The organism is Streptomyces sp. WM6386, assembly GCF_000972385.1.
GTDB lineage: Bacteria > Actinomycetota > Actinomycetes > Streptomycetales > Streptomycetaceae > Streptomyces.
In genome coordinates this window covers 70,190-86,277 of sequence record NZ_JXTE01000033.1, presented here as the reverse complement: position 1 = coordinate 86,277, position 16,088 = coordinate 70,190, and the positions used below count along the sequence as shown (strand labels likewise).

The 16,088-nt window shown below is 69.2% G+C and carries 13 protein-coding genes; 5 read left to right on the top strand and 8 right to left on the bottom strand.

Annotated elements, in window-relative coordinates; genetic code table 11:
* Window positions 1-91: 91 nt before the first annotated feature.
* Window positions 92-724 carry a VOC family protein gene (locus TN53_RS21350; RefSeq protein ID WP_046260179.1) on the bottom strand — a complete coding sequence of 211 codons (633 nt, stop codon included), beginning with the start codon at window positions 722-724 and terminating at the stop codon, window positions 92-94.
* Between the two features lie 166 nt (window positions 725-890).
* Here TN53_RS21350 and TN53_RS21345 point away from each other — a divergent pair, with 166 nt between their 5' ends.
* Both TN53_RS21345 and TN53_RS21340 read left to right on the top strand, forming a co-directional pair.
* On the top strand, window positions 891-1,580 hold the full coding sequence (locus TN53_RS21345; protein WP_046260178.1) for a ThuA domain-containing protein: 690 nt from the start codon (window positions 891-893) through the stop codon (window positions 1,578-1,580).
* A 63-nt stretch (window positions 1,581-1,643) separates the two neighbouring features.
* Window positions 1,644-3,305, top strand: coding sequence for a serine/threonine-protein kinase (locus tag TN53_RS21340; protein ID WP_046260177.1), 1,662 nt, complete (start codon window positions 1,644-1,646; stop codon window positions 3,303-3,305).
* A 29-nt stretch (window positions 3,306-3,334) separates the two neighbouring features.
* Here the strand turns inward: TN53_RS21340 and TN53_RS21335 are convergent, their stop codons facing one another.
* From TN53_RS21335 to TN53_RS21305, 7 genes are all read right to left on the bottom strand, one after another.
* Window positions 3,335-4,378 (bottom strand): LacI family DNA-binding transcriptional regulator, encoded by a 1,044-nt coding sequence (locus TN53_RS21335; protein WP_046260176.1) that lies wholly within the window; start codon window positions 4,376-4,378, stop codon window positions 3,335-3,337.
* 113 nt (window positions 4,379-4,491) lie between these two features.
* Window positions 4,492-6,234: a family 43 glycosylhydrolase gene (locus TN53_RS21330; protein ID WP_046260175.1), complete on the bottom strand. Its 1,743-nt coding sequence runs from the start codon at window positions 6,232-6,234 to the stop codon at window positions 4,492-4,494.
* A gap of 22 nt (window positions 6,235-6,256) precedes the next feature.
* Window positions 6,257-7,162 carry a carbohydrate ABC transporter permease gene (locus TN53_RS21325; protein WP_046260174.1) on the bottom strand — a complete coding sequence of 302 codons (906 nt, stop codon included), beginning with the start codon at window positions 7,160-7,162 and terminating at the stop codon, window positions 6,257-6,259.
* Window positions 7,162-8,046 (bottom strand): carbohydrate ABC transporter permease, encoded by an 885-nt coding sequence (locus TN53_RS21320; protein ID WP_046260173.1) that lies wholly within the window; start codon window positions 8,044-8,046, stop codon window positions 7,162-7,164. Before TN53_RS21320 ends, TN53_RS21325 begins: the two co-directional genes overlap by 1 nt.
* Window positions 8,047-8,057: 11 nt before the next feature.
* Complete coding sequence (locus TN53_RS21315) at window positions 8,058-9,392, bottom strand: ABC transporter substrate-binding protein (protein WP_046260172.1); 1,335 nt, start codon at window positions 9,390-9,392, stop codon at window positions 8,058-8,060.
* Window positions 9,393-9,793: 401 nt separating this feature from the next.
* Entirely contained in the window at window positions 9,794-10,879 is a 1,086-nt protein-coding gene (locus TN53_RS21310) for a LacI family DNA-binding transcriptional regulator (protein WP_046260171.1), read from the bottom strand.
* Between the two features lie 129 nt (window positions 10,880-11,008).
* Window positions 11,009-12,022 (bottom strand): hydroxyacid dehydrogenase, encoded by a 1,014-nt coding sequence (locus tag TN53_RS21305; protein WP_199924626.1) that lies wholly within the window; start codon window positions 12,020-12,022, stop codon window positions 11,009-11,011.
* An 850-nt stretch (window positions 12,023-12,872) separates the two neighbouring features.
* Here TN53_RS21305 and TN53_RS21300 point away from each other — a divergent pair.
* The 3 genes from TN53_RS21300 to TN53_RS21290 are packed head-to-tail and all read left to right on the top strand — an operon-like array spanning window position 12,873 to window position 16,086.
* Window positions 12,873-14,222, top strand: coding sequence for an extracellular solute-binding protein (locus TN53_RS21300; protein ID WP_046260170.1), 1,350 nt, complete (start codon window positions 12,873-12,875; stop codon window positions 14,220-14,222).
* A complete protein-coding gene (locus TN53_RS21295; protein ID WP_046260169.1) occupies window positions 14,219-15,217 on the top strand; it encodes a carbohydrate ABC transporter permease in 999 nt (332 codons plus the stop codon). The genes TN53_RS21300 and TN53_RS21295 overlap by 4 nt, the downstream gene beginning before the upstream one ends.
* On the top strand, window positions 15,214-16,086 hold the full coding sequence (locus TN53_RS21290; RefSeq protein ID WP_046260168.1) for a carbohydrate ABC transporter permease: 873 nt from the start codon (window positions 15,214-15,216) through the stop codon (window positions 16,084-16,086). Before TN53_RS21295 ends, TN53_RS21290 begins: the two co-directional genes overlap by 4 nt.
* Window positions 16,087-16,088: the final 2 nt, after the last annotated feature.

Here is a 16,088-nt window from a genome sequence, read left to right as displayed (position 1 = left end):
GCGGGCCGACAAATCCCAAACCGGACAGTCGAAACGTCAGTCAGTCGACGGGTCAGACCCACCCGCAGCGTCACCACGAACATCATCACTGTCAGTCGAATCTGACCGGCCCCAGCGGGGTGTCCACCGTGAAGGACAGCCCCACCGGCCCCTCGGTGACGGTGAGTTCGGTGTCGAGGGCCGCGAGCAGGGCGCGGATCTCGCCCGGGTCGGGGGCGGTCGCGGACAGCGCCAGCAGGGGAGTGGCGGGCAGACCGGACGCGGAGGGGTGCACCGCGGTGCCCCAGTCGATGAGAAACGGCACCAGACCGGAGGGGTGTTGAGTCTCGCCGTCCGTCAGCCGCCACTCCAACAGCGTGCCGTCCGGTCTGCGGCGGCTCATCGGATGCACCGCGCCAGGGTCGTACCCGCGGGCCCGGGCGGCCGTGACCGCCGCGTCCAGGTCCGGCGGACTGATCGCCCAGGTCACCGTGCGGGGCGCCGCCAGTGTGTCGACGTCGAAGGGGCGCGGCCCCTGCGGCTCGGGCTGCTCCGGGTCCGGCCCGATGATCTCCAGATAGCCGGTACCGCCCAGCGACACCAGGTAGTTCCGGGTGCCGAACCCGATGTGCACCCCGCCCGGCGCGGGCACCACACCGGTACGCCGGGCGAAGTCGGCGACCGTCGCCGCCAGATCGGGGGTTGCGAGGACGAGGTGGTCAAGTCGTGCGGGAATGGTGTTCATCGTGCAGCCGAGGCTACGCAGAGCGGCCTCCGTGATGGAACACCTGAGCGGTGGCCGGTCGCCTCACGCAGAGGCCAGGGTGCCGTTGGGCTGCCGAAATTTTCGGACTGATCACTTCAGCGGGACCTGAACCGGCCCCGCGGTCCCTGCGCATAGGGTCGCCGGCATGGCACCTCGACTCCTCGTCTACACCCGCACCACGGCCTACCGGCACGACTCCATCCCGGCCGCCATCGCCGCCGTACACGCCCTCGGCGGCTTCGAGGTCGACGCGAGCGAGGACCCGACGGCACTGGAGTCAGCCCTGGAGCGGTACGCCGCGATCGTCTTCCTCTCCACCAGCGGCGAGGTCCTCACCCCGACCGGCCGCGAACGGCTCACCTCCTACGTCGAGTCGGGCGGCGGCTTCGTCGGCGTACACGCGGCGGCCTGCACCGAGTACGACTGGCCGTACTACGGCGAACTGCTGGGCGCCCGCTTCGACCGGCACCCCGAGTACCAGCCCGGCAAGGCCGTCGTCGAGGACCGCGAGCACCCGGCCACCCGACACCTGCCCGTCGTATGGGACTTCACCGACGAGTGGTACGACTTCCGCGCGAACCCCCGTGGCACGGTACGGGTGTTGGCCCGTGCCGACGAGTCGTCGTACGACGGCGGCGGCATGGGTGCCGACCACCCGCTGGTGTGGTGCCGGGAGCAGGGCGCGGGCCGGGTCTTCTACACGGCGTTCGGCCACGCCGCCGAGGCGTACGAGGACCCTGACTTCCGGGCGCACCTGCTGGGCGGGATCAGGTGGGCGGCCCGGCTGGACGGTCGCGGTCCCGATCCTGGTCAGCAGCCACAGAAAACCCTTTAGGCTGCTGCTGTCGCACGGATGATCGGATCGGCGCGACCGGGGATCAGGGGAGCAGGGGGACAGGTGAACAACGCGGCTGACGTGTTCCAGCCACTTCAGGTGGACGATCCGCCCGCGGTGGCCGGTTACCGTCTCGCCGCCCGGCTCGGCGCGGGTGGCATGGGTCGGGTCTATCTCTCGCACACGGCGGGTGGCCGACCGGTGGCGATCAAGGTGGTACGCCCGGAGCTGGCCGAAGACCCGGACTTCCGGCGCCGCTTCGGCCGGGAGATCAAGGCGGCCCGCCGGGTCCGCGGCGCCTACACCGCCGAGCTCATCGACGCCGACGCGGACGCCCGTCCACCCTGGCTGGCCACGCTCTACATCCCCGGACCCTCCCTCGCGGAAGCCGTTCACCGACGCGGCCCGCTCCCGGTACCGGCGGTCCTGTGGCTGATGGCGGGCGTGGCCGAGGCGCTCCAGGCCATCCACGGCGAGGGAATCGTCCACCGCGACCTGAAGCCCTCCAACGTCCTGCTGGCCGCCGACGGCCCACGGGTCATCGACTTCGGCATCTCCCTGGCCGCCGACACCACGGCCTACACGGCCACCGGCGCCGCCGTCGGCACACCCCAGTTCATGGCCCCCGAGCAGGCGGTTGCGGGTGACATCACGTCGGCGACGGATGTCTTCGCGCTGGGCCAGACCGCGGCGTTCGCGGCCCTGGGCTCACCGCTGTACGGGGACGGCCCCTCGGCCACCGTCCTCTACCGGATCGTCCACTCCGAACCCGACCTGTCCCGCCTGCCCGAACCGCTGCGGCCGATGCTCGCGCGGTGCCTCGCCAGGGACCCTCAGGAGCGGGCCACGCTCGCCGAGGTCGTCGAGTGGTGCCGACAGCGACTGGGCGCGGACGCCGACGCGGGTGCGGGACCGGCGGTCTGGCGCGAAGTCACGGGGCCTGAGGTGACGGTTCCGGCTCCGGTCCAGGATCCGACACCGGTGCACACGATGCCGCTGATCGCCCCGGCACGGGCGACCGTCCCGACGGGGCCGGAGCGGGGGTGGGGTCGGCGTCGTCGTACGGCACTGGTCGCGGGCGCGTTGGTGGTCGCGGGCGCGTTGCTGGTGACGGGACTGGTGTGGAAGGCCAAGGAGGGGGAGGACGGTGGCGGGGGGCGGGACACGACCTCGTCCTCGGTGACGCCGAGTGCGACGGCGTCTGGGCGGTCGGCGGGGGCGTCGACGGCGGCCGGGGCGGACGCGAAGGGCGAGGAGGGGGCGGAGGAGGCGTCGAGTTCCTCCTCGGCTTCGACGTCGGCCGGGCAGCCTCGCGCCATATCGGCGGACGTGCCCCAGTTTCTGGACGAGAAGAACTCCCTGTACCTCCACGACGGCAAACGCCCGGCGACACGCGACGACCGCAAGGGTGACGTCCGCTTCACCTGCGAGGACGTCGGTTGTGCGCTGGAGAGTGACGCCAGCTTGATCGTCCAGTACTTCGCCGAGGAAACGGGTGCCGACTTCAAGGATTGCAGTTGGCTCCTCGACGGCGCCGAGGCCGAAACGAGAGAGGATTACCACACGTTCCCGCTCGCTGCCGCCTCCGCCGGCAGCGAGTTCTGCGTCAAGCATCCCTCCGGAGACATCGCGCTGCTCGTGGTCCAGGTGAAGAACACCGCGCTGTGGGACACCCCCGGAATGAGCTCCCTGATGGCGGACGTGTCGGTCTGGCGGGCGACCTAGGCCCCGGTAAGGAGCCCGCCGACCCGCCCCTACCCCCGCGGCCGCCCCGTACTGGCCCGCTCCACCAACCGTGTCGACAACTCCGTTCGCGTCCCCTCCGGCCGCGTCCCCTCCATCATCCGCACCAGCAGCCGCGTCGCCGTCGCCGCCATCTCCGACAGCGGCTGGCGGACGGTGGTCAGGGCAGGGCTGGCCCAGCGGGCCTCCGGCAGGTCGTCGAAGCCGACGACGCTCATGTCGTCGGGGATGCTCAACCCCCGTTCGGCCAGGGCCTCGTAGACGCCGAGCGCCATCCGGTCCGAGCAGACGAAGACGGCGGTGGGCGGCTCGGGGAGGTCGAGGAGTTCCCGCATGCGTTCGCGGGCGACGGACTCGTCGAAGCTCGCATGACGTACGTACTCCGGGCGCTGCCGCACCCCCGCCGACGCGAGCGCCGAACGGTAGCCGGCCACCCGGGCGGTGCTGCACATCTTGCGCCGGGTCCCGGCGATCACCGCGATCCGCTCATGGCCCAGCGCCAGCAGATGCTCGGTCGCGGCCATCCCGCCCTGCCAGTTCGCCGCGCCCACCGACACCACGCCCGCCGGCGGTTCCACCACGGGGTCGATCATCACGAACGGGATGCGGTGCTGCTCCAGCCACGCGTACTGGGAGGGCGTCAGCTCGGCCAGGTTGAACAACACCCCTGACGAACCACGGGCGATGAGCTTGTCCAGCCAGCCCCGCTCCGGCCGCCCGCACCGCTGGCGGGTCAGCCCGGCCGACACCACCACTTCCAGGCCCGCGTCGTGAGCGGCCTCCTCCACACCGTGCAGCACCGCCCCCGACCAGGAGCTGTTGAGCGAGTGCACGACGAGGTCGACCAGCGCGGGAGGCTTCGCCGCGTCGAAGCGGGGTCTGCGGACGTAGCCGAGCCGGTCCAGGGCCTCGGTGACCCGGCGGCGGGTCTCGGGTGCGACGTCCTCCCGGCCGTTGACGACCTTGGAGGCGGTGGGCACGGACACCCCCGCCTCCCGTGCCACGACCGCCAGCGTCGGCCCGGCAGCCACACTCGCACTCCCCGTACGGACCATCGGGAACCAACCTCTCCGGCCCGCCCGAGGGCCATGGAAAGTTTTCGACCTAGGCGGATAGTAAGCGCTTCCTACCCTAAGTTCGCCGGAGAAAGTCGGGAAGAGGCCGAGGGCTACCGGCAGGTCAGGCGAAATCCCGTGAAATCGGCGGTGAACGCCGCGTCGACGAGGTCCACGGCGTGGATGCCGGCCATCGCTCCCGTGAAGCGGAGCCTGGAACCGTGGTCGTCGGAGAGCTTGCTGAAGTCGAGCGGCCCGCCGACCGGCGTACGCACGCCGCTCCGGACATACCAGAACTGCGCTTCCGCGCCGTCGACCGTCACGCCGAGAGTGAGCGGTGCGCCCGCGTCCACGTCCACGGCGGCCACCTGCCGGGTCCCGGACTCCTCCCGTTCGACGAGGCTGAGCACGGTACGGCCACCGCCCCTCCACTGCTGCCCGTGCTGTCCCTCGCCCTCCGGCTCCACCCACGTCAGGTCCAGGCTCAGATAGGCCTCGGTGTTGTACCAGAGCACGAGACCGGCGGCCTGCGTGAACGTGCCCGGCCGCGCCTCGACGGTGACCTCGGCCTCCGCGCGGTGCTCGGTGATGCGTTGGGCGAGCAGGCTGTGCGCCCACCAGGACTCCGGGCCGTGCCGACCGCGCAGACGGATCCAGCCGGGGCGGGTCGTGGGGTCGGCCCAGGACGGGTCGGCGTAGGCGCGCAGGGTGCTCCAGGGCCAGGCGAGGTGGGAGCCGGGGGTGGGGGCGGAGCGGGGGTTGCAGCCCGGGTCGGAGTCGGGGTTGGGGGCTGTGGCCGTGGGGTGCGAGGTCGGTGTATGCAATGGACGGTCGACCGTGGGCGCCGGACCGTCACCGGTATACGACGGCATGCCGACTGTATGCGCCGAGTCGGCCGAATCCGGTGAGAGGTCGACTGTATGCAGTCGTACGTCGACCTCCACCGCCGGATGGTGCCCACCGTCCCGCAGCCTCGGCCATCCCTCCCCGTCCCACACCACCGCCTGGATCGCGGTCTCCCGCCCGAGCGGGCACCGTCGGCCGTCGACGGTGTGCAATGGCCTGGCGGCGAGATGGCTCAACACCCAGTCCCCGCCCGGTGTCTGGACCAGCTCCCCGTGCCCCGCCTTCTGCAACGGCACCGTCGGGTCGTCCCGAGTCGTCAGCAGCGGCCGCTCGTCGACCTCGTACGGGCCGGTGAGCACACGGCTGCGCGCGACCAGCACCCCGTGTTCGAAACCGGTGCCGCCCTCCGCCAGCACCAGGTAGTACCAGCCCTCCCGCCGCAGCAGCTTCGGCCCCTCGACGAGCCGTCCGTGCTGGAGCAGCAGATGGGTGTCGCCGACGGCGGCCAGGGTCCCGCGGTCCAGCTCGGTCGCCACGATGCCGGCGAAGCGCCGGCCGCCGGGGCGGCAGTCGTTCTGGAGGTTGAGGAGCCACAGCCGGCCGTCCTCGGCGTGGTACAGCGCCGGGTCGAAGCCGTGGCTCGCGACGCGGCGCGGGGCCGTCCACTCGCCGGCCGGGTCCGTCGCCGTACTGACGTAGGTGTCCACGTCGAAGTAGGGCGTGCCGACCGAGCGGACGATCGAGTACACGACCCAGAACCGTTCGCCGTCCCAGCTCAGCGACGGTGCCCAGACGCCGCCCGAGTCGGGGACGCCGGCCAGCGAGTCGCCGGGGACGGCCCCGCGGACATGGCCCGCGTACTCCCAGCGGGCGAGGTCGCGGGAGCGGTGGACCGGGATGGTGGGGAACCACTCGAAGGAACTGGTCGCCAGGTAGTACCAGTCGCCGACCCGGACCAGGGAGGGGTCGGGGGCGAAGCCGCGGAGGACCGGGTTGTGCAGCAAGGTCACGTCAAAGCTCCTGGTGCGACGGTCACTTGAGGGCCCCCATGGTCACGCCCGTCCGCCAGTAGCGGCGCATGGCGACCATCATGATCGCCATCGGGACGATGGACAGCAGGGCGCCGGTCAGCACCAGGCTGGTGAGGTCGACGCCGGACTCCGCGCGCTTGCCGGACCAGTTGTACAGGCCGAGGTTGAGGGTCCAGTTCTCCTGGCCGCGCAGCACGGTGAGGGGGAGGAAGAAGGCGTTCCAGGTGTTCACGAAGGCGAGCAGGAAGACCGTCGCGCCGCCCGTCGTCATCATCCGCAGCACGATGCTGAAGAAGATCCGCAGCTCGCCGGCGCCGTCGATACGAGCGGCCTCCAGAAGCTCGTACGGAATGGTGGCTTCTGTATACACCTTGGCGAGGTACACGCTGAACGGGTTGATCAGGCAGGGGATCAGCATCGCCCAGGGCGTGTCGACCAGGCCGATCTCCGAGAACAGCAGATACAGCGGCAGGGTCAGCAGGGCGAGCGGGATCAGGAACGAGCCGACCACGCTCGCGAACACCAGGTTGCGGCCCGGGAAGGCGAAGCGGGCCAGGCCGTAGCCTGTCGCGAGGGCGATCAGTGTGCCGCCGAGGGAGCCGACACCGGCGTACAGGAACGAGTTGAACGTCCAGCGCAGGAAGATGCCGTCGTCGTAGGTGAACACCTGGTGCAGGTTGTCCCACAGGTGCCAGCCGGAGAACCACAGACCGTTGGACTGGTAGAGGCCCGTGCGGTCCTTGGTGGCGGCGACGATCAGCCACCACACCGGGAACAGGCTGTAGACGCTCGCCAGGATCAGGCCGACGAGCAGGAACCGCTGGCCGCCGCGTGAACGGGCCGCCGGGTCGGGGCGGTTGAGACGGCGGACGGTGCGGGTGCCCGCGCGCTCTTCGGTGAGAGTCATCAGTCGGCCGCCCTCGAAGTGAGCCGGTAGAAGAGGAAGGAGGCGACACCGAGGATCAGTGCGAGCAGGACCGAGAGCGTCGCGGCGTAGTGGTAGTTCCCGGCGTTGAACGCCTGGTTGTAGATGATCATGATCGGGGTGAAGCTGTCGTCGACCGTCTCCGGGGTGATGTTCCGGAACAGCGCCGGCTCGTTGAAGATCTGCAGCATCTGGATGATCGAGAGCATGCCGGTGAGCACCAACGCGCCCCGCACGAACGGGATCTTGATGTTGAGCGCGATCCGCCACTCGGAGGCGCCGTCGAGACGCGCGGCCCCGAACAGCTCACGCGGCACGCCTTGCAGCGCCGCGTAGATGATCACCATGTTGTAGCCGATGCCGTGCCAGGTCAGCAGGTTGCCGATGGACGGCCACACCATCGACGGCGAGAAGAAGTTCCAGTGGAAGCCGAAGAAGTCGCCGAGCGGGGTGAGCGGGCCGACGTCCGGGCTGTACACGTTGATCCACACGATCGCCGCGACCACCCCGGGGATCATGTACGGCACCAGCAGCATGATCCGGAACTTGCCGGCCACCTTGGCCGTCACCGCGTCCAGGAGCAGTGCCAGCACCAGGCTGATCAGCAGCATCACCGGGATCTGCACCAGGGCGAAGACCACCACCCGCAGCACGGAGCCCATGAACTTCGAGTCCGTCAGGCCCTGTTGGTAGTTGTCGAAGCCGGAGAACTCGTCGGTGGTGCCGCCCAGGCCCAGACCGGAGGACTGCGAGCGGTACAGCGACTGGTAGACGGCGTAGCCGATCGGCAGCAGATACAGGAACACGAAGCCGAGCTGGAAGGGCACCGTGAAGGCGGCACCCTTCCAGCGCAGTGAGCGAATCATCGGGATGTGCCTCAGCCCTTGACGTTGATGCCGCGGGACTTCAGGTCCTTGACCGTCCACTCCTGCATGTGTGCGAGGAGGTCGGTGACCGTCTGCTTCTTGCTGACGACCTTGCCCCACTGGCTCTGCAACTCGGTGAACATCGCGGTCCAGTTGGGGCCGAAGGTCCAGTCGGTGGTGACGGTGGAGAGGCTGTCCTTGACGATCTGCTGCGCCGGGTCGTAGTTCTTGCCGAGCAGCTTCTCGGAGATGGCCTCGGGCACGTAGGAGTCACTGTCGGCCAGCGCCGGCATCACACCGCTGCCGGTCTCCGGGCTGGCCATGGTCTTGACCGCGCCGGGGTCGGTGGACATCCACAGCGCCGCCTCGGCGGCCTGCTCCTGGTGCTCGCACTGCTCGGACACCAGCGTCAGATTGCCGCTCTGGTTGGTGCCCGCCGGCGTCCTGGCCGCTTCACCGGCGAACGTCGGCCAGGGGGACAGCGCCCAGTCACCGAAGGACTTGGTGAAGTTCTGCACCATGCCGGACATCTGCCAGGTGGAGATCTGCCGGGTCGCGGTGTCACCGTTGTCGAAGCTGCGCTGCACGGCCGCGTAGTCGGCGAAGGACAGCTTGGCGTTGAGGTCGTTGTCGATGATCTCCTGGATCACCTTCGCGGCCTTGAGGCTGCCCTCGTCCTGGAAGTTCACCTTCCAGGCGTTGCCGTCGATGGCGTACCAGTGGGCGCCAGCCTGCATGGCGAGCACCTCCAGGGTGCTGGGGTCCTCACCGGCGTAGTTGGTGATCTTGATGTCGTGCTTCTTGAGGACCTTGCCCGCGGCGATGAAGTCGTCCCAGGTCGTCGGGGCCTTCAGGCCGTACTTCTTGAAGAGGTCGGTGCGGTAGATCGTGAACGCGGGCGCCGAGGCCGTGGGCACACCGTAGGTCTTTCCCTGCACCTGACCGGTCGCCCACGAACCGGAGTTGAACTTGCCCTTGCTCGACTCCACGTACTTCGAGATGTCGGCCAGCGCGCCCTGCGCGACCCAACTCGTCACGTACTCGCCGGTGTTCTGCAGCAGACAGGGTGCGTTCTTGGCCTTGACGGCGTTGCTCAGCTGCTTCTGCATGGTCAGCTGGTCGGTGATCTTCGTGTACTTCAGCTGGACGTCCTTGTGAGAGGCGTTGAACGCCTTCACGACGGCCTCCTGGCCGTTGGCCCAGCCCCAGAAGTCGAGGGTGACCGGGCCCGAGGAGTCGGTGTCGTCTCCGGAGTCCGACCCGCCACAGGCGGCGAGCAGGCCTGTCAGCGCGATACCCGCGACAGCGGTTTGGGCGAACCTTCTCCGGCGGCTGGTGAAGTTCATCTGACCGTGTTCCTTCGGAAGTTGGGCGTCTCGGAACGAGGACGGCGGCTCGGGGGGCGCAGGCCGGGAACGGCGGCCGGAATCCGCGGCTCGCGGTTGAGGGGGGTCGGCCAAGCGGAAGCTGTAGTAAGCGGTTGCTGGGACGGTAGGACGACGGATCAGTCCATAGCAAGAGGTGCGCGGAAATTTGTTACGCCGGGTTGTCCGTCGCGTGATGCCGGAGTGTCCTGCGGGCGGCGGCCGATCTTCGGCTGTATGTGCAGGTCAGGGCATGTGGAGTGCAGTCTGTGCAGGGGCCGGGCGACCAGCGGCCCGGCCTCGGGAGGTCGCGAAAAAACCTTTGGAAAACGCTTACGAAACGATCGCTTTTCCAGCGCTTCCAGGGCGCCCACTCGCATGGATCACACGCGAGGGGCGGGCGGTCGTACGGAGTTGCGTACGACGACATGGGTGCCCAGCACGAGGTGGTCCCCGTCGCCCTTGCGACGGCCCGGGCCCCCCTCGCGCCGGTCGGCGACCGCGCGCAGCGCGACCCGGCCCATCTCCTCGTACGGCACATGCACGGTGGTCAGTTGCGGGGTGAGCTGGGACGCGAGGGGAATGTCGTCGTACCCGACGATCGACACGTCCTCCGGCACCCGCAGCCCCGCCGCACGCAGCGCCTGCATGGCACCCGCCGCCACCACATCGGTCCCGGCCAGCACCGCGGTGAAGTCGAGCCCGTCGCGCAGGCTCTCCTGGACGGCGTCGTAGCCGTGCTCGTAGTCGTAGAAGCCGTGCCGCACCATGCTGGGTTCGAAGGGCACGCCGTATGCCTCGAAGGCCCGCCGCGCTCCCCTCAACCGGCCCTGCGCGGTGGTGAGTTCGGCATGTCCCGGCAGTACCAGGACCTTGCGGTGCCCGGCCGACAACAGATGGCTGGCCATCGCGTACGCGCCGCCCTCATTGTCGTAGTCGACCGTCGTCGCCGGTACGTCACCCTCCAGCGGCGGCCTGCCCACCAGCACGAGTTGGGAGCCGGCCGCGTCCAGGGAGCGGGCGAACCGGGCCATGCGCAGCTGGTACTCGTCGTAGTCGTAGGCGCCGCCGAGCAGCACCACGGCGGCGACGCCCTGCTGGCGCATCATGTTGACCAGCGCGAGTTCACGCTCGGGGTCGTCACCCGTCGTACCGACCAGCGAGAGCCAGCCCCGCAGGGTGGCGGCCCCCTCCACGCCCCTCGCGACATGGGCGAACGCGGCGCCGGTGATGTCGTTGATGAGGATCGCCACCGTGGGTGTGCCGCCGCCGGCCAGGGAGCGGGCGTGGGCGTTGGTGACGTAGTCCAGGTCCCCGACCACCTTCATCACCCGGCGGCGCAGTTCCTCCGAGACCGGGTAGTTGCCCGACAGGACGCGGGAGACGCTGGCGACGGAGACGCCCGCCCGCTCCGCGACGTCCCGGATGGTGGCCCGTCCGGCGTCGCCCGAAGCCTTGCGCTGACTCACCCTGGGGGCTCCTTCACCGTCGCGATCGCCCCACCGGAGGCCGGGAGGACACCGGTCGGGGGCCCGGCCCGGAGCCGGTGCGGAAAACCGTATCCCATTGTTTCCGTCGGCCGAGAGGTGCCGGTTCCCTCAGGCGACACGGCTCAGATCCGCATGCCGCACCTCGTGCACCAGGGCCCCGCCGGACGCCACCCGCTCCAGCTCCTCCACCACGATCCGCCCGAGTCTCTCCAGCTCGTTCCCGAGCGACCCGGCGATATGAGGGGTGAGAAACACGTTCGGCAGCCGGTACAACGGCGACCCCGCCGGCAGCGGCTCGGGCTCGGTGACATCGAGTACCGCATGCAGTCGACCGGCGACCAGCTCGTCGGTCAGTGCGTCAGGGTCGACGAGCGCGCCCCGGGACGTGTTGATGAGGACACCGCCGTCCCGGATGAGCGCGAGCCGTCCGGCGTCGAGCATGCGGTAGGTCTCGGGGATGTCCGGGGCGTGCAGGCTGACGATGTCGCACTGGCCCAACAGGCCGTCCAGTGAGACGAGTTGGGCGCCGAGCGCGGTGGCCTCGGCGGGGCTCACATAGGGGTCGTGGAGCAGGACCGTGAAGTCGAAGGGGCGCAGCAGCTCCAGCAGTCGGCGTCCCACGCGCGAGGCTCCGATGACGCCGATGCGGCGGCCGACGTTGCCGATGTGCGCGGTCTCGGTGGGGGGCGGGTAGGCGTGGGTGGTGCGGAACCGTTCGCGGTGGGTGAAGGCGTCCTTTCCGGCGAGCAGGATCATCGCGAGGGTGTACTCCGCGACCGGCAGCGCGTTTGCGGTGACCGCGCTGGACACGCTGATGCCGCGTTCCCACAGTTCCTCACCGACGAGCGAGCGGACGGAGCCCGCCGCGTGCAGCACGGTGCGCAGCCGGGGTGCGGCGGCGAGAACGTCCGCGTCGAGGCCCGGGCAGCCCCAGCCGGTGATGAGCACCTCGGTCGCGGCGAGGACCTCGGCCGCCGCGGGATCGGTGAAGTCCCGCAGCACGAGGCCGGGATCGAGGTCGGCCGCCTGCCGCAGCCGGGCCATGAGCGCCGGGGGGAAGAGCAGGGGGAGGTGCACCGGGTCCATCGCGAACACGGCCCGCGGCAGCTGAGGGCTGGGCATGAGACTCCTGACACGCTGAGTAGAAACATTTTCAGAAAGCGCCTTCTACCGTAGATCTGCCGGGAACGGCGGGTCAATCGGTCTGGCGGATCGGGGCGGCGCGGATTTCTCCCTGGCTCGTTACCGCCCGTATGCCCACGTCACGGCGGGGTGGAGGGTCAGGGTCGGGAGTTGAGGCCGGGGAGGACTCCTCGGTGCCGTGCTGTGGCCGAGGGTCTTGATCCCCCTCTGTTGGGAAATCGGTTACCGCGTTTTCTCGCCGAGCGGCCTCAGCGGTCGGCAGCCAGTCGTCCCGCGGCGCAGTCGTGGCGTCGGCCTGGCGGCCGATGCTGCGGCGGTGTCCGCAGCAGGTCGCGCGAGGCGCAATGCCGTAGATCCGCGTCGCCGAGCCAACCTCGCGGGGGCCCGGGCGACAGGGGACGGACCGGGAGTTCTGTTCCCTCCTCGACCTGGGCGCCGGTAGGCCCAAGCGTGGCCTCGTTCGTGACAACCGGTTTCCGAACAGGCCGTCAAGAACGTCTACTGATGACTGCCCGTCGGCGGTGATCGAGCTGCGTTCCGTGCCCCTGCGGGGGATCGGTGAGATCGCGTGCGGGGCTGTCCCGACCGGTGTGCACGTCCGGACGGGGGTGGCTGACATGGGGGTACGAGACGATTTTGACCTGCACTTTTGCCATTCAGTGCGGCCTTGTGGACCGTCCGGCGCGTGTCGTCGGGGTTACGCAGTCTTTTCGAAAATTCGTCAAGGCCCTTGACGCGGTTTCCGGACAGGAAGAAGCTCTGCCCCACTGCCCAACAACCGGTTGCCACGCAATCGAGCCAACTAGGTGAAGCGGGAGGTGGTGCGTTCATGCACCCTCATGTCGGTGCTCCGATGGGCCGCCGCCGGTTCCTCGCCCTGTCGGCGGGAGGTGCCGCGGCCGGTGCGGCGGCGCTGAGCGGCTGCGCGATGCAGGTGTCCAGCGGGGTCAGCGGCTCGGGGGAGACCGTCACCGTGATGGTCAACTCCGGAGACATCCTCCCGGAGCAGGTGCAGCAGGCGAAGAAGGCCCTCGGCATCAAGATCGTCCTGGTGAAGTACGACATCACCAAGCTGATCGCCATGCTCACCAGTGGCAACCCGCCCGACCTGGTGCGTGGCGTGGGCGCCGTGGACTCGCCGTTCTTCGCGGCACGGGACGTGGCCGAGGAACTGGACCCCTACTTCGCGCGCAGCGCCGTCCTCAAGCTGGACGACCTGGACCCCGTCAACGACCTGTGGCGCTACGACGGCCGCACCCAGGGCAAGGGTCCGCGCTACGGCATGGCCAAGGACTTCTCCCAGGACTCCATGTACTGGTACAACACCGCGGCCTTCGACAAGGCCGGTGTCGACCACCCTTCGGAGACCGAGCCCGTCACCTTCGAGGAGTGGCAGGACACCGCCAAGCGCCTCGTGCAGCGCAACAAGGGGCAGACCACCGTCTTCGGCGGCAGCTACGCCGGACTCACCCGGGCCTCGCTCCTGACGACCATGACCGCGTCCGCCGGAGGGAGCCTCTTCAACGACGACTTCTCCCGGGCCGACTTCACCACCCCCGAGGCCCGCAAGGCCCTGGCCTGGTACGTCGACTACTGCCGGACCAAGGTGGGACCGAGCCTCATCCAGCCCGATCCCAACGGCTGGGACGGTCCCACCTATCAGGCCGGGCGGCTGGCCATGTCGAACTCCGGCTACTGGCTGGGCGGCATGATCTACCCGGACAAGAAGCTGGCGAAGGCATCCAGGCTGGCGCCCGCCCCGGTGTTCGCGGGCGGCCGGCGGATCAGCGCCTGCCAGGGCGGCACCGGACTGTGGATGCCGCGGGGCGCGAAGAACAAGGACGCCGCCTGGCGGGTCTTCGAGTGGTTCTTCGGCGAGGAGCCGGCCAAGGCACGCGCCGCCGGCGGCTGGGGCATCCCGACGCTGAAGTCGCTGCGCTCACTGATGCCCGGTCAGGAGGACTACGAGAAAAGGGTGTTGAAGGTTCAGAACAACGAACTGAAGCATTTCTCGGTGGTCTCCTTCACTCCGTACACCAGGGCGGACGCATTCGACGCCCTCTTCAACCAGATAGCCCCCGCCGCGATGAACGGCCAGATCTCCGTCGACACCCTCGCCGGGCGTCTGAACTCGGCCATCAATGATCAGCTGAAGCGCGGTAAGGAGCAGGTGGGATGACGGTCGATCAGATCTCCCCGGTCGCGGACCGGCCCGACGCCGCCGCGAGCACCGGACGCGCAAGCGCCGGCGGGCGGCCACGGATCACCATGACCGCGCGCAGGTACCGGGCGTTCTACCTGTTCACCTCGCCCTGGATCATCGGGTTCCTGCTGCTGACCGTCGTGCCGATGGCGTACGCGCTGTGGCTCAGCTTCACCACCTTCGACGGCATCTCGCCCAACTGGAAGTACGTCGGACTCGGCAACTACCGCGAGTTGCTGAACGATCCGGTCACCTGGGACTCCCTCGGCCGTGCGGGCCTGTTCGCGGTGACCTCGGTGCCGCTGTCGATCATCGCGGGACTCGGCCTCGCCGTACTGGTCAACCGGCCGCTCAAGGCGCGCGGACTGTTCCGCACCCTGCTGTATCTGCCCGCCGTGGTGCCGCCGGTGGGCGCGGGCCTCGCCTTCAAGCTCCTCTTCGACCAGAACTCCGGTGCCACCAACGGCGTTCTGACCTTCTTCGGCATCGACGCCGTCGCCTGGCTCGCCGACCCCTACGCCCGCTACGTACTGCTGATGACCGTGCTCTGGGGCGCCGGCAACGTCATGATCATCTCGCTGGCCGGTCTCCAGGACGTCCCCCGGGAGCTCCACGAGGCGGCCCGCATCGACGGGGCGAGTGCCTGGCGTACCTTCCGCAGCATCACCGTGCCGCTGCTGTCGCCCGTGCTGCTCTTCCAGACCGTCACCGGGATGATCGCCTCGGTGCAGACCATCATGCCGCTGCTGCTGGCACCGCTCGGTGACACGAGCGGTGTCACCACGGTCCCGCAGTCCAACTACCTCTACATGATGCACGTGTTCGCGCAGTACTTCGCGCTCGGCCGCTACGGCTACGCCTCCGCACTGCTGTGGGTGCTCTTCGTCCTCATCCTCCTCGTGACCGGACTCATCTTCAAGTTCACGTCCGGCGCCGTGTTCTACAACGTCGACCCGGAGGCGAAGAAGTGACCGCGACCAGCCTGCCGCCCAAGTCGCCGATGGCCGGCGTGCGCGTACGCGTGCGTGCCAAACGCCTCGCCCTCTACACCGTGCTCGTCTCCGTCACCGGACTGTTCCTCGGCCCGTTCGGCTGGCTGATCCTCTCCGGACTCAAGACACAAGGGGAGTTGGCCGCCTCTCCCGTGCACTGGCTGCCCGACGCCTTCCAGTGGCACAACTTCGCCGACGCCTTCGACCAGATCGACTTCCTCGGCTACGCCCGCAATTCCCTGATCATCGCCTTTCTCTACGCAACGCTCGTCACTCTCAGCTCGGCCTGGGTCGGCTTCGGCTTCGCCCGGCTGGACGCGCCCGGCAAGAAGGTGCTGTTCGGTGTGCTGCTCGGCTCGATGATGATGCCGCAGATGGTCACCCTGCTGCCCACCTACCTGATCTTCGCCAAGCTCGGCATGGTCGACACCTACTGGCCGTGGGTGCTGTGGGGCCTGTCCGCGGCGCCGTATCTGGTCTTCCTCTTCCGGCAGTTCTTCGCGGGCATGCCCCGCGAACTGGAGGAGGCCGCGATCGTCGACGGCTGCGGCTACACCTCGATCTTCTGGCGGATCTTCCTGCCACAGTCCTGGCCCGTGCTGTCCGCGAGTTTCATCATCGCCTTCACCTGGACCTGGGGCGACTACATCGCCCCGCAGCTGCTGCTGTCCACCGACCGCACCACGCTCGCCGTCGCCGTGATGACCGCCTATGTCAACGAGGGCGGCACACCCGTCCCCGAACTGCAGGCCGCGGCCTCGGTGATGTACGTCGTCCCGATCCTGCTGATCTTCCTCATCGCCCAGCGCGGATTCGTCGCCGGGATGTCCACCAGCGGCCTCAAGTGACC